We start from the raw sequence: 13,742 nt of genomic DNA on the forward strand, positions 1-13,742 counted from the left end.
TTTATGTGGCGAATCAGTATTCTGTGCACGTTGCTGCTGAGCAGCTTTTCGAGCATGGCGCAAGGCCTGCCTGGCTACGTGGTTACACTCAGCGGCGACACCCTGCGGGGCACAGTCGCCGAAAAGCGCGCCGAGCAAGTAGAGTTTTACGCCGATGGCGCCGGCCCCGCTCAGGTATTTCAGGCCAGCCAGCTGCGTGGGTATGGCTTGCAGGGGCAGCCGCTCATTGCCAGCCGGTTGGTAAAGCAAGCCGACCAGCAGACCGTGGCGCGCTTTGTGCTCCCTACCCTGCCAGGCCCGGCGAGCCTGTTCACACTTACCGAACAACCCCAGCTGCTCCTGCAGCCTACGCCCGCGGCCGACACGTTATATGAGCTTACTGCCAGCAACTGGCATTTGCTGCTTAACCGCCACCTCAAGGAGTGCGCTGGCCTATCACAGACCAGCCCGAAGGTTTTGAATATGTCCTTTAGCACCATGAATGTCCGGCAGCGTATTTATCAGTATAACAGCTGCGTGCAGCCACAATGGAAGGCTGATACCCGCGCATCGAAAGCAGCCTGGCAGCGCGGCTACAGCGCCAAAGCCGGTGTTTTTTACTGCCGTGATGGCCAAAGAGGTGCCTACGGCCAGAACCTACGAGGCGTGGTCGGGACCACCGCCGTAGAATGGACAGCTATTCGGGCCAGTGGCTTGCTGTTTGGCTTGCAGGCTAAGTACGGCTTTGCCCAGCTCTGGTCTGCGCCCTTTCAGCCCGTAACGAATCCCTCGGTAGAAGAACGATTTCAAACGAAAAGCGGAATGGTGAGCGGTACCTTATTGACTGGCCAGCGGTTTGGTCGCTTCGATAAAACGAGCTTGTTCGTGGCAGGAGGCTTTGGCCCAACCGCTATTCTTCACGAACGTATTATATCACAGCTACGACCACGCGGAGAAGATGATTTTCAGACAGTTGCCAGCAGAAGAAATTCTTACATCCGCTATACTTGGCATTATGAGTTACAAGCGGGAGTATATATTCCTGTTACGGCACAACGCCAACTGCAGCTAAGCGTAGTGGGGCGGCACTTTTCCGGAGCGGCCATAGACTTCATTGGCACGCAGGTAGGCTACTGCTGGAATCGGAAGTAGTGTTTTTGGCAGAGTAGCTCTTCATTCCTCTGCGCTGCCCTGCTGCCGCGCCGGCCACCGGTGCTTCACCTCCCCGATAACCTGCGCCGAATAAATGCCCCGTTGGCCCGAAAACAGGTACGCCACCACGCAGGCCAGCCCCAGGTACACACCTGCGTCCGCTCCAAACAGCTCCAGCCCCACGAGCGTGCAGGCCAGCGGTGTATTGGCTGCCCCTGCAAAAACGGCCACGAAACCCATAGCGGCCAGCAGCGCCACCGGCAGCGGCAGCACCAAGGCCAGGGCACTGCCCAGCGCGGCCCCCATAAAAAACAGCGGGGTTACTTCGCCTCCCTTGAAGCCGCAGCCCAGCGTCAGGGCCGTCAGCAGCAGCTTCCAGGCGAAATCATATGGCGGCAGCGGCCGTTGGAAAGCTTCTACGATAACCGGAATACCCAGCCCCAGGTAGCGCGTGGTACCCAGCGCCCACACAATAAGCAGCAGTACTATGCCCCCCGCTACCGGCCGCAGCGGCGCATAGGGCAGGCGAGTGAACTGCCGGCTTATCCAGCGCGTGAGCGTGGCGAAGCTGCGGGCCGTGAGTCCAAACAAGGCGCCGGCCAGCAGCGTGCAGCCCAAACCCAGCGGCGTGAGCGGTAAGGCCACCAGCTGTGGATAGACCGTGTGCCCTACCCCCCAGCTTCGCGTCACGAAATCGGCCGCCACGGCAGCCAGGAAGGCGGGCAGCACGGCCTCATAGCGAACAGAGCCCAGCAGAAACACTTCCAGCCCGAAAACGGCCCCGGCCAGCGGCGTGCCGAACACAGAGGCAAAACCGGCACTCATGCCCGCAATCAGCAGCAGGCGCCGGTCGTGGGGGCGCAGGCGGAAAAGACGGGTAAGCTGATCGGCCAGGGCGCTGCCCATCTGCACGGCTGTGCCCTCACGGCCCGCCGAGCCGCCTGCCAGGTGCGTGAGCAGGGTGCTGCCCAGCACCAGGGGCACCAGCCGCAACGGCAGCCGGGCGCTGGGCTGGTGAATCTCGTCCAGAATGAGGTTGTTGCCGCGTCCGGCCCGCCCGCCCCAGTAATGGTACACCAGGCCGATGCCCAACCCCGCTACCGGCAGCAACAGCAGCACCCACGGGTGCTGCTCCCGCCAGCGCGTCACCCAGTCCAGCGACACCAGAAACAGCGCCGACGCCGAGCCGGCCAGGACGCCAATCAGCCCACAGATCAGCAGCCAGCGCAGCAGGAAGACCAGCGCCGCGGCGGTATCAGCGGTGTGCAGCCGGAGAAGCAACTGACGTAGAAAAGGGAAAATACGAGTCATAAGCCGTACCCTACGATGAAGCACGCGGGTCGCCGCCGAGGCGCCCGTTTAGTAGGAATCATCAGCGCAGAGCAGGTAGCTCCGGCGGTTCGCGGTGGAAATCCATCACTGTAGGCGGCCTCAAGATACGCAGCCCGGCAGATCTTCAGCCTGCACTCCGCAACCAGCAGGCGAATACCTCTGAAAAGCGACGCTAGTCTTTCCGCTCGCGCCGCGTGCCCAGGATCAGCAGCACCAGAAACAGGAAGGCGGTAATACCCAGGCTCCACCAGGTAAGCACAGGAATGCCCTGCACGTAGCGCATTTCCGGGGAGTAGTGACCAAGCAGACTCAGCCCTGAAAACAGCAGAAACGCTACCGCCAGCAAAGCCACAATGGTGCGCGAAACCAACTGGTCGGCCTTGCGCAGCAGCAGCAGGTAACCGCTCAGCTCCACCTTCATGCGCAGGTCGCCGCGCGAAACCTTGCGCATGATCTGGCGGATATCGGCCGGGAACGTCTGCAGCAGGGCCAGCAGTTGGGTGCCGGTGTACTCGGCCTCGCTGAGGATGCTTTCGGGCGAGTACTGCTCGGCAATGATGCGCGCCCCATAAGGCCGCACGAACTCGAAGGTGTTGAAGCGCGGGTGCAGCACCTTGCCAATGCCTTCCAGAATCACCAGGGCCCGCAAAATCAGGAACACCGCGCCCGGCACCTGCAGCTTGTACTTGTAGATGATACCCTGCAGGGAGTCGGCCAGGTCGCTCATGCTCATGTCCTGCACGTCGAGGGTCGAGAAGTCCTCGATCAGGTCGCTGAGGTCGGCCTCGAAGGCACGCATGTCGGGAATGTCGCTGGTGAGGGCCAGGCGGCGAAAGTTGAGCGCCATGCCGCGGGCATCCTGCCGGGCCATGCCAATAAACACTCCCGCAAAGGCGTACTTCTGCTGCTTGGTGAGCTTGCCCACCATGCCGAAATCGATAAGCACGATGGTGCCATCGGGCCGCACCAGCACGTTGCCGGGGTGCGGGTCGGCGTGGAAGCGCCCAAACTCGAATATCTGCGTGAGGTAGATATCCATGCCGGTTTCGGCTACCTTCTCGGGACTCAGGTTCCAGGCCAGCAGCTGCGCTTTGTCCGTGATTTTGCAGCCGGCCACAAACTCAATCACCAGTATTTTGGTGGTGCTTACCTCCCGGAACGGCTTCGGAATATAGAAGCTTTCGTACTTCTCGTAGAGCTGGCGGAATTGCTCCAGGTTGCGGGCCTCGGAGGTGTAGTCCATTTCGCGCGTCATACTGCGCTCGAAAGCATCCACGATGTCCTCGGGGTTGGCCAGGCCCTGCTTGCGCAGAAAGCCGCCCGTCAAGCGCACCAGTTCATGCAGCAGGCTGAGGTCAGTGCGCACTTTTTCCTGCACATCGGGGCGCTGCACCTTCACTACCAGCTTCCTCGCCCGTGAGCAGCTTGGCCTTGTGTACCTGCCCGATGCTGGCCGAGCCCAGGGGCACTTCCTCAAAATCACTAAACACGTTTTCGAGCGGCTGGCCCAGCTCCTGCTCGATAATCTGGCGGGCCAGCGCCACCGGAAACGGCGGCACGTTGCTTTGCAGTTTCTCAAACTCGTCGATTAGCGGCTGGGGCAACAGGTCGGCGCGGTTGCTCAGGGCCTGGGCCAGCTTGATGAACGTAGGCCCCAGCTCCTCTATAATCATGCGGATCCGCTCCCAGCGCGTGGTTTCAAACACAGGCCGCTCGGCGTGCTGCCACGTGAGGCGGCGCTTGCTCGACACCAGGCGGCGCAGGGCCGTGCTCGTCACCACGTCCTCAAAACCGTAGCGCACCAGTACTTCCACTACCTGCCGGATGCGGCTCAGGTTTGATATCGTGTTTTTGAACATGCCAGGGAAACGGGCCAGAAAACGTTACGAAACTGCAAAATACGGAGGGCCTGCGGCCCGGCAACAGAAAAGCCAGCTCCCCGCAGGCGGTGGTGCTGGCTTTTCTGATAGCTGGGCGGCGCGGGCGCCGCTCGGCAAGTAGCTTACGAAGCAGAGGCCTCGCTGCTGCCTTCCGAAGTTTTCTTGGCGGCACCTGCCGTAGCAGCGGCCGATTTCTGCGTTTTGCCCGCGGCGGCGCTGGTTTTGTCAGCGGCTTTCTTCACGGTACCGGCGGCTTTACTGGCCGTGCTGCCAGCGGCAGCCTTAGCCGCAGCAGCTTTCTTGCCGGCCGAAGAGGTGGACGAAGCAGCAGCCGATTTAGAGGAAGTAGCCGACGACTTGCTGCCTTTCACGGTGCGCTTCAGGTCTTCCAGGTCGGAGTTGGGGGCCACGCCCACGCCTTTCAGCACTTTGGAGGCCACGCCCGAAATCTGCTTTTCAAACTCTTTGCGCTTGGTGTCGGCGTTTTTCTTCAGGTCGTCCATGATCTTGCGGCCTTCCTGCTCCGACAGCTTGCTGTCCTGCACCAGCTTGTCGATGGTGGTTTGCACCCGGTCGGTGGTGAGCGAAACAAAGCCGACGCCGGCGTTGATGACCTTTTTAAACAGATCTTCCATGGGAATGTGGGGGTTGGAGAAGATGAAAATGACAACTATCCGAGCAACGGCCCCGCATATAATAGTATGCAAGCCGACTACTTTGCAAACCTACGAAAAGAACCCTATATAGTTGGAAGTGAGTGAAAACATTTTTTCATCTTCCCTCTCATTCCTAGTCAAAACCTCACCCGTGTGCCCGCAGTCGTGCGCTGGCGGCGGTATTGCGCCCTACCCGCTGCCCGGCCCGGCGCACGGCATCAGCCGCTGCGGCCTGGGCTGCCCATACGCCGCGCACGAAACCCGCCGCGTCGTCCAGGGCCTGACGCGCCTCGGGCAGCACCCGCCAAAACAAATGCCACCAGTGCACCAGTCCCTGGTAGCTTTGCAGCGTAACGGGTACCCCGGCCCGGCGGGCCTTTTCTACGAAACCCAGGCCGTCGTCGCAGAGCACCTCGGCGTCGGAAAGCTGAATAAGCAAGGGCGGCAAACCGCGTAGCTCAGCCTGGCCCGGCGACACCAGCGGGTGCGTGAGCGGGGTATTGCCGGCGTAGTGCGTGCCCCAGTCACGAATCTGCAGCGCCTCCAGCAGCTGGGTTTCCTGCTCGCACACCTCGCGCAGCACTTTTTCCGGCAGTACCAAGTCCGTCCAGGGCGAAAGGCCCATGACGGCGGCGGGCAGGGCTTCACCTGCCTCGCGCAAAGCCAGCGTCAGAGCCAGGGCCAGCCCGCCCCCGGCCGAGTCGCCGGCCACTATAATGTTTTCGGCGGGGTAGCCTTCGGCCCGCAGCCAGCGGTAAGCCAGCAGGGCATCTTCCAGCGCGGCCGGAAACGGGTACTCGGGGGCTTTGCGGTAGTCGATGGTGAAGGCCGGCAGCCCGCAACGCTGGGCCAGGGAGCCAATGAGGCCGCGGTGCGTGTTGAGGGAACCCAGCACATAGCCGCCGCCGTGCAGGTACAGCAGCACCCGGCTTTCATCGGCGTGGGCCGGGCGAATCCACTCAGCGGCCATGCCATCCAGGTCTACATCTTCCAGAAACACGTTCCAAGGTATGAACTGCAGCAAAGCGCCGAACTCGGCGGCCAGGCGCACGTGGGCCAAGCGTGGGCGCGAGGAAGCCAGCGCGGGCGTGGCCGCCGTGAGGAGCTGTTTGAGCAGCAGATGTTGGGTGGAGGGCATGCGGGAAGTGGGAGTTTGGCTGGCCTAAGCGAGAAGCTAAGCAGCTGGGCAGGAGCATCGGAAAGCGGGAAACAGCCTATGCGGCTGCAAAAATACGCATTTGCCGGCAGCTTCCCTAGCCTATACGCAACCGGCTTTTTTTGTCCGGCACCGGCTGCGGAAATTGGCAGTATATCAGCCCGGCTGGCGTCGGTGGTGCGCTAATTCTTCGGCTAGAGAAGGCGGCGGAACCAGTATAGTAAGCTTTCCTGCGGAAGGGCGCTAGGCGTTTGGCTTTGGGGCTCTTTTGCCCAGGCGGTGGCCCCGGTAGCCCCGGATGGCAATAGGAATCCAGCCCAGAATAGGAATAAAAAAGGCCAGCGAAAGCGGATTGCGCCACACCATACGCCACCATGCCCCGGGCTTGTCGAGGTCGAGCCGGAAGTTGCGGCGGCCCTGGTACACGTACTGGCGCTCAAACTCCTGATACAGCGCCGGCCAGGCCCAGGGCAGGAAAAACGGAAAGTAGCGGCGGTTTTCCTTCATGCGCTGCCACAGCTGCCGCCACTGGTAGGGCTTCTGCCCGTGGGTTTGCACGGCGGCATCCAGCTCGTGCTGCATGCGCTGGCGCACCTGCTCGCTCAAGGCCAGATAATCTTCGCGGGTCAGGTCTTCGGGGGCTTTATCGGTCAGCTCGTAGGGGCGGATGCGCTGGCCGAGCACGAAGGTAAGCTGGGCCGGAAACGCCATGTAGAAGCACCAGGGCTGTAGCAGGACCAGCAGGATAATGGGCCCGAGCGGCAGAAACGGAATGCCGATTTTCTTGCTCAGGTTGTTTATCCAGTCCCAGCTGTAGGCGTACGGGTTCAGGTACTCGCCGTTGATAGTATAGAACGGCACAATGTCGGTGCGGTGCTGAATGCCCAGGCGCACGATGCTGGTAGCCAGGCGCTGCAGCTGGTACTTGCGGTTGAAGCCCTTGCCGATGCCCGGCACGCCCTCGGGGTACAGCATCAGGTTATGGTCCTGATAGTACATCATGGTTTCGAAGTTGAGCGTGGTGGCATCCACGCAGCCGCACTTCTTCCAGAAGTCCTTGACCAGAAACGGATTCATGAGCACCGACTGCGACAGCAGCGGCGCCGACAGCGGCCGGGGCAGGTCGCTGGGCTTGCGAAGCTCCCGCAGCAAGTGCGCCAGGGCTACCATGGCATCCCAGGGGAAAGCCATGCCGGAGTGGTTGGAAGCGAAGATGAGGGGCCGCTCAGGGTTGTTGGGCTGCGGAAAATCCTCGAAGCCTACCAGCTTGGAGCGAAACCACACCCGGTCGAGCAGCTGCATGATGTTCTCGTCGAGGGTGCGGGCAAATTCCTCGTCGAAATAATCGGAGTAGATGTGCTGGTTGGCCTGGACGGCGGGCGGCGGCTGGGGCGGCGTGTGGGTAGAGGCCGTGGGCATCGGGCGGGCAGAGCAGGCAAAGGTGGGCTGGTAAGGTAGCGAAATTGCCGAAAGTAGCCACCGGGCTCATATCTGCCGCTTCAGCTGAATTCTGGCCGAGTGCAATTCCCCATCGGGCCGGCGCACCAGGAGTAGCACCTGCCGGCCATCGTTTGAGTGCAGCAACCGGCTGATCTGGGTTAGAGACAATGCATTGGCAGGCAACAGGTTCACGGAAACCAGTTGGTCGCCGGGAGCCAGCTTGGCTAAAGCCGCGGGGGAATCGGGCTGTATCTTCAGGATGATGTAGGTGCGGTAGTCCTCGCCGGTGGCCAGCAGCTCCAGGCCGCACATATCATGCTCAAACGGGTCTTTGTACAGCTCATTGGGCTTTAGCAGCAGCCGGTTGTGCGGGTAGTCGATAATGACGGTGAAGCGTTTGAGCAGCTCGAACCCCAGGTTGCCGTTGCGCTCGGAGTTGGTGCGCTGGTACACCTCAGAATTGTCGGGAAATGAGGTGAGCATGTTGGGGATATGATAGCGCCCGAGCTGCAGGCTGGAGACGCGGCCCAGATAGCCGTTGATAAACCCGCTCAGGCCCCGCCCCAGCTGGGAGCGGAGGCGCTTCTGCGGCACTTGCAGACGCGAATCGGAACCGGTTTCGATGGACAGCGCGTGGCCCGCCCCGGTGTCGAGCACCAGCTTCAGGGGCAGCTGCAGGGAGTCGGTAAGGGCCACGCTGGTGGTGATGTACGACTTACTGCCTTCCATCGACAGTGGCATGGTGGCCCAGCGGCGGCCGTGCGGGGCGCGGTAGCGGGTAGGATCATAGGCAAACAGCCGCGACTCGGTGGGCCGTAACTCTATAACGAGGCTGCGGAAAACATCGGCCCCCAGAATACCGTGAATGGGCATGCCCACGTAGCTGGAAAGGTCCAGCACATCATCCGACAGCACCATGAGGGACATAACCGGAGCCACAATTCCTCCTACTTCCACCCGTACGCTATCGGATATATACGCTTCCAGCGCAGTTTCTTCGCCCACGCCCATCACCTGAAAGCGCGGGCCGGCTTTCAGGCGCAGCTCGGCCTGCAGATAGGGGTCCGTCAGCAGACTCACGCCTACCCCCGTATCGAGCATAAAGTTGTAGGGGCCGCTGCCGTTCAGCTTCGCCTGTACGATAATCAGATTACGCTGCAGCTGAAACGGGATAATGGTGTGCCGGGCCCGGGGCTTGCTTAAGGAAAACGACGTATTGGCCTGCCCGGCAACCTGGCCAGCGACCAAAAACCATAATAGGACGCACCCCAGCAGGCGGGTTAGCCAAGCCAGGCGCAAAAGCGTACGAGGGATGCAACGGGTGGGCATTTTCGGGAACGTGCGGGCCGGGTAATATAGTAAAAAAACCCTTTGATTGCCAGCTCATTCCTTATAATCTACGCCGGTAATTCCCAAACTCCCCGGGGCTCGTACCACAGGCGGCCCGCCTCAATGCGGAGCGGGGCCGCCACGTTGTTGTGATACAGCTGGCCGGTGCCCAGGCCCTGGGGCATGGCGCCGGTATTTTGTTGGGCGGTGAACTGGCTGATGGCGTTCAACCCCACGTTGGATTCCAGGGCCGAAGTCAGCCACCAGCCGATGCCGTGCTCCTGGGCCAGGGCCAGCCACTGGCTGGTAGCCGCCAGTCCGCCGACCAGCGTAGGCTTGAGCACGAGGTAGGCGGGCTGCACCACCTGCAGCAGCTGCAGCTGCCGGGCCGGTTCGGTTACGCCAATCAGCTCCTCGTCCAGGGCAATCGGCACCGGCGAGCTGCGGCACAGCGCGGCCAGCGCCTCCCACTGCCCGGCGCGGATGGGCTGCTCGATGGAGTGCAGGTCGAAAGCGGCCAGCTGGTCGAGCTTGGACGGCGCTTCGGCGGGGGCGAAAGCGCCGTTGGCGTCCACGCGCAAGGTCAGCTCGGCGGGGCCGGCTTCGTGGCGGATCAGGCGTAGCAGCTCCAGCTCGGCGGCAAAGTCGATGCCCCCGATTTTCAGCTTCAGGCAGCCGTAGCCTTCGGTGAGCTTCTGGCGGATCTGGGCGCGCATGAAGTCAGCGTCGCCCATCCACACCAGCCCGTTGATAGGAATACCTGCTTCGCCCCGGCTGAAGGCGTTGTCGAACAGCTGACGGCGGCCCCGGTGCTGCCAGTCGAGCAAGGCCGTTTCGAGGCCGAAGCGCAAGGCAGGCCACTCGGGCTCCAGCAGTTGTTCGATATCGGGTTCAGCAGCGGAAGCAAAGCCGGCCGCGTTGAACGCCTGGCAAAGCCGCCGCAAACGGTCTTCAATGTCGGGCCGGAAGTCGGGGCTGAGGCCAGCTAAAGGCGCAGCTTCGCCCAGGCCAAGCTGGCCGGGCCGGGCGGCTTCGGTCAGGTGCAGGTACCAGGCCACGTGCTCGGTGAGGGCCCCGCGGGACGTACGGGCCGGAAAGTTGAACCGCAGCGCGCGGTGCGAGTAGTGCAGGTGCAGAGCCATAGAAAGCAGGGGAACAGGCCGGGCCACTGGCCGCGGCAAAGGTAGCCGAGTGGGCCGGGCGGCCTCAGGGCTAAAACCCGTTCCGGCCTTTCGGAGTTACATGCCCGTACCGAACTCCTCCGTGTGCCCGTCGTTATGCCTGAGCTTGCCGCCGTTTCTGCCCTGCCTTCCGCTGCCCTTGCCGCCCGCTACGCGCAGGTGCGGCAGCAAACCGAGGCCATCTGCCGGCCGCTGCTGCCCGAGGACACCGTGGTGCAGCCCATCATCGACGTGAGCCCGCCGAAGTGGCACCTAGCGCACACCACCTGGTTTTTCGAAACGTTTATTCTGCAGGAATACCAGCCCGGCTACGCGGTGCACCACCCCGACTACGCCTTCCTGTTCAACTCTTACTACAACTCCCTGGGCTCCCGCGTGAACCGCGCCGACCGGGGCACCCTCTCGCGGCCCGCGCTGGCCGATGTGTATGCCTACCGCGCCGCCGTGGACGCCGCCGTGCGCCGCCTGCTGCAGGACCGTGCCGACGAGCTGCCGGCCGTTTTCCACGAGGTATTTGAGCTGGGTTTGCAGCACGAGCAGCAGCACCAGGAGCTGCTCATCACCGACATCAAATATATTCTCAGCACCAGCCCCCTGGCTCCCAGCTATTTCAATGAGGGACTGTCTTCCTCTGCTTCCGAGGGGAAACCCGCTGATGATAACTCCTCATTTCCCAAAGCGTCCTGGCTGGCGGTGCCGGGCGGGGTGCACACCATCGGCCTACAGGAAGACGGATTCAGCTTCGACAATGAGCTGCCGGCCCACCAGGTGTACGTGACCGATTTCGAGTTGCAGAACCGGCTGGTAACCAACGCCGAATTCCTGAAGTTTGTGGAGGCCGGCGGCTACCAGGACTTCCGGTACTGGATGGGCGAAGGCTGGGATCTGGCCCAGCGTGAGCAGTGGCAGGCTCCGCTGTACTGGGTGGCAGATGCGGCGGGCTGGCAGCGCTTCACTATGCGCGGCCTGCAGCCTCTGGAGCTGAACGCGCCCGTCACCCACCTGAGCTTTTACGAAGCCGACGCCTACGCCCAGTGGGCCGGGGCGCGGCTGCCCACCGAAGCCGAGTGGGAAATTGCCGCCCGCTTTTTTCAGCCGGATGCTGCCGAAGAGAATTTCCAGGAAAGCAACCTCTTCGACACCTGTCCGCTGCCCGCCGATGCCGACCCCACGCGCTGCCACCAGCTGCTGGGCGACGCCTGGGAGTGGACGTACTCTGCCTACCACGCCTACCCCGGCTACGCCCGTGCGGCCGGGGCCCTGGGCGAGTACAACGGCAAGTTCATGGTAAATCAGCTGGTGCTGCGCGGAGGTTCCTGCGCCACGCCGGCCAGCCACATCCGCCTGAGCTACCGCAACTTCTTCCACGCCGATAAGCGCTGGCAGTTCACCGGCCTGCGCCTGGCCCGCTCCAGAAGGTAAGGATCCGCTACCCGCCTGACTATTCTTTCTTTCCGACTTCGCGCTGATTTGTATGCCCCGCTCTTCCGAAATGCCTACCACCTTGCTTGCCGATACGCTTCCTTCCCCCGGTGACCAGGCCACTGCCCAGTTGCTGGCCCACGTAAGGGAGGGCCTCAGCCGCCAGCCCAAAACACTGTCGTCGATGTACTTCTACGATGACGAGGGCAGCCGGCTGTTTCAGCAGATTATGCAGCTGCCGGAGTACTACCCTACCCGCACCGAGTTCGGGATTTTCACGGAGCAGGGCGGAGCTATTGCCACGGCGCTGGCTCCGCCTTCGGGTACGCCGTTCCGGCTGGTAGAGCTGGGCGCCGGCGACGGCACCAAAACCATGCTGCTGCTGCGCGAGCTGCTAAGCCAGGGCGCCGACTTCACCTATGCGCCCGTCGATATTTCGGGCGGGGCGCTGGCCGGGCTGGCCGAGACCCTGCGGCGGGAGCTGCCCGAGCTGCGCGTGGAGCCCATTGAGGCCGACTACTTCGCGGCCCTGGCCGGGCTACGCAACGATGAGCCCAAGGTGGTGCTATTTCTGGGCTCCAACATCGGCAACTTCCTGCCCCAGGACCGTCAGGAGTTTCTGCAGCAGCTGGCTAGTCACCTTACCTCTGCCGACCGACTTCTTATCGGGTTCGACTTGCAGAAAGACCCGCGCATCATCCGGGCCGCGTACGACGACAGCCAGGGCGTGACGGCGGCCTTCAACCTCAACCTGCTCCGCCGCCTGAACCGGGAGCTGGGCGCGGACTTCGACCTTGCGGCCTGGGAGCATTACACCGATTATGACCCACTCCAGTGGGGCCGTGCGCTCCTACCTCGTCAGCCGCCGCGCCCAGACGGTGCAGTTTGCCGACGGCGGTTTCAACTGCGAGTTTGCGGCCTGGGAAGTTATTCACACCGAAAACTCCTACAAGTTTACCCGCCCGCAGATTGAGGCGCTGGCGCGTCCGGCCGGCCTGCGGGTGCAGCACTTCTTTACCGATGCCTGGCAGTACTTTGCCGATGTGGTGCTGATGCCGCATGGCTGATTGCAAGGCGCTTCAAGGCTTACGGATGAATTCTCCTTCGCTTATTTCGCTGGCTTCCGGGTACGTTTCGTTTCCCACCCCGACTGTGGTGACGGAGCAGCTGCAAGCCGCCCTAAGTCGGCCGACAGCTTTTGGAAGTCCGGTGGCGGGCTTGCCGGAGCTGCGCATGGCCCTGGCCAGCCGCTACCCAAACGTGGCGCCCGAGCAGGTGCTCGTTACGCCCGGGGCAAAGGCGGCCCTCTTCACCCTCCTGCGCACCGTGCTGCAGCCCGGCGACGAGGTGCTGCTGCCCACGCCCAGCTGGTTTGGCTTTGATGAGCTGGTGCGGCAGGCTGGCGGCACGTTGCGCCTGCTACCGCTGAGCCCGGACAACAACTACGCCCTGGAGCCTGCCGCGGTGGCGCAGGCTCTCACCCCTCGCACCCGGGTCTTTTTGTTTTCGAATCCCAACAACCCCACCGGCCGCATCTATTCCGCGCCTGAGCTGGAAGCTGTGCTGGCCGTATTGGCCACCCGCCCCGAAGTGCTGGTCGTAAGCGACGAAATCTACGAGCGGATATCCTTTGGTGCTCCGGTACCTTCCCTGCTTGATTTTCCCGACCCCGACCGGCGGCATGTGCTGGTGCATGGCTTCTCCAAGTCGCTGGGGCTGGTAGGCTGGGGCGTGGGCTACCTTATAGCGCCACCGGCCCTGGCCGCCGCCTGCACGCACTGGCAGCACATGACCTCGGGTGCCGTGGCCGTACCCAGTCAGCTGGCGGCTCTGGCCGCCACCGAAGCGGCCGATGCTATTGCGGCTGAGCTGATAGCCGAGCTGGCTCCCCGGCGGTGTCAACTGTTGACTGGTCTCACGGCCTTGGGTTTGCCCTGTGCTTCCACTGAGGGCACCTACTACGCATTTCCCGATTTGCGCGCTTATCTGGACCCCATACTGCCACCGGCCGAGGCTTCGGCCTCTTTGGTGAAACACCTTCGGGCCGGAGGAGTGGAAGTGGTGGATGGCGGCACTTGTCACGCCCCGGGCTACGCCCGGCTTTCCTGCGCCGTACCGGAGCCAGAGCTAACCACGGCACTGGGCCGGCTAAGCCAAGTGCTGGCAACACTTCGGCCCGACTAGGCACCGGGGCGGCCGGGGTTGTACCTTTGCG

Annotated in this window: 12 protein-coding genes, 1 pseudogene and 1 riboswitch; of the genes and pseudogenes, 5 read left to right on the forward strand and 8 right to left on the reverse strand. The window is 62.7% G+C overall.

The window, feature by feature from the left end:
* Positions 1-3 precede the first annotated feature (3 nt).
* A complete protein-coding gene (locus LRS06_RS02920; RefSeq protein ID WP_257870101.1) occupies positions 4-1,131 on the forward strand; it encodes a hypothetical protein in 1,128 nt (375 codons plus the stop codon).
* A 21-nt stretch (positions 1,132-1,152) separates the two neighbouring features.
* On the opposite strand, the gene LRS06_RS02925 is transcribed toward LRS06_RS02920, so the two are convergent.
* The 8 genes from LRS06_RS02925 to LRS06_RS02960 all read right to left on the reverse strand — a co-directional run bounded on the left by LRS06_RS02925 (position 1,153) and on the right by LRS06_RS02960 (position 10,066).
* Positions 1,153-2,412: a chloride channel protein gene (locus tag LRS06_RS02925; RefSeq protein WP_257870102.1), complete on the reverse strand. Its 1,260-nt coding sequence runs from the start codon at positions 2,410-2,412 to the stop codon at positions 1,153-1,155.
* 75 nt (positions 2,413-2,487) lie between these two features.
* Positions 2,488-2,561, reverse strand: a riboswitch (Fluoride riboswitch).
* 74 nt (positions 2,562-2,635) lie between these two features.
* Positions 2,636-3,856 (reverse strand): AarF/ABC1/UbiB kinase family protein, encoded by a 1,221-nt coding sequence (locus tag LRS06_RS02930; protein ID WP_257870103.1) that lies wholly within the window; start codon positions 3,854-3,856, stop codon positions 2,636-2,638.
* Complete coding sequence (locus LRS06_RS02935; protein ID WP_257870104.1) at positions 3,819-4,322, reverse strand: AarF/UbiB family protein; 504 nt, start codon at positions 4,320-4,322, stop codon at positions 3,819-3,821. Before LRS06_RS02935 ends, LRS06_RS02930 begins: the two co-directional genes overlap by 38 nt.
* A gap of 143 nt (positions 4,323-4,465) precedes the next feature.
* On the reverse strand, positions 4,466-4,978 hold the full coding sequence (locus tag LRS06_RS02940) for a phasin family protein (RefSeq protein WP_257870105.1): 513 nt from the start codon (positions 4,976-4,978) through the stop codon (positions 4,466-4,468).
* A 166-nt stretch (positions 4,979-5,144) separates the two neighbouring features.
* Positions 5,145-6,137, reverse strand: coding sequence for an alpha/beta hydrolase (locus LRS06_RS02945; protein WP_257870106.1), 993 nt, complete (start codon positions 6,135-6,137; stop codon positions 5,145-5,147).
* Between the two features lie 261 nt (positions 6,138-6,398).
* The gene (locus LRS06_RS02950; RefSeq protein WP_257870107.1) at positions 6,399-7,574 is read right to left on the reverse strand and encodes a hypothetical protein; all 1,176 of its coding nucleotides are present in this window, start codon (positions 7,572-7,574) and stop codon (positions 6,399-6,401) included.
* Positions 7,575-7,640: 66 nt separating this feature from the next.
* Complete coding sequence (locus tag LRS06_RS02955) at positions 7,641-8,843, reverse strand: aspartyl protease family protein (protein WP_257870108.1); 1,203 nt, start codon at positions 8,841-8,843, stop codon at positions 7,641-7,643.
* 149 nt (positions 8,844-8,992) lie between these two features.
* Positions 8,993-10,066 (reverse strand): o-succinylbenzoate synthase, encoded by a 1,074-nt coding sequence (locus LRS06_RS02960; RefSeq protein WP_257870109.1) that lies wholly within the window; start codon positions 10,064-10,066, stop codon positions 8,993-8,995.
* A 135-nt stretch (positions 10,067-10,201) separates the two neighbouring features.
* Between LRS06_RS02960 and egtB the strand changes: the two genes are divergently transcribed.
* The 4 genes and pseudogenes from egtB (at position 10,202) to LRS06_RS02980 (ending at position 13,711) form a co-directional block, all read left to right on the forward strand.
* Positions 10,202-11,527: an ergothioneine biosynthesis protein EgtB gene (gene egtB, locus LRS06_RS02965; protein ID WP_257870110.1), complete on the forward strand. Its 1,326-nt coding sequence runs from the start codon at positions 10,202-10,204 to the stop codon at positions 11,525-11,527.
* Between the two features lie 184 nt (positions 11,528-11,711).
* A pseudogene (locus LRS06_RS02970) lies at positions 11,712-12,293 on the forward strand (L-histidine N(alpha)-methyltransferase); the annotation flags it as partial.
* 55 nt (positions 12,294-12,348) lie between these two features.
* Entirely contained in the window at positions 12,349-12,594 is a 246-nt protein-coding gene (locus LRS06_RS02975; RefSeq protein WP_257870111.1) for an L-histidine N(alpha)-methyltransferase, read from the forward strand.
* A 25-nt stretch (positions 12,595-12,619) separates the two neighbouring features.
* A complete protein-coding gene (locus LRS06_RS02980; protein WP_257870112.1) occupies positions 12,620-13,711 on the forward strand; it encodes a pyridoxal phosphate-dependent aminotransferase in 1,092 nt (363 codons plus the stop codon).
* Positions 13,712-13,742: the final 31 nt, after the last annotated feature.

Source organism: Hymenobacter sp. J193, from assembly GCF_024700075.1.
Taxonomy (GTDB): Bacteria; Bacteroidota; Bacteroidia; order Cytophagales; family Hymenobacteraceae; genus Hymenobacter.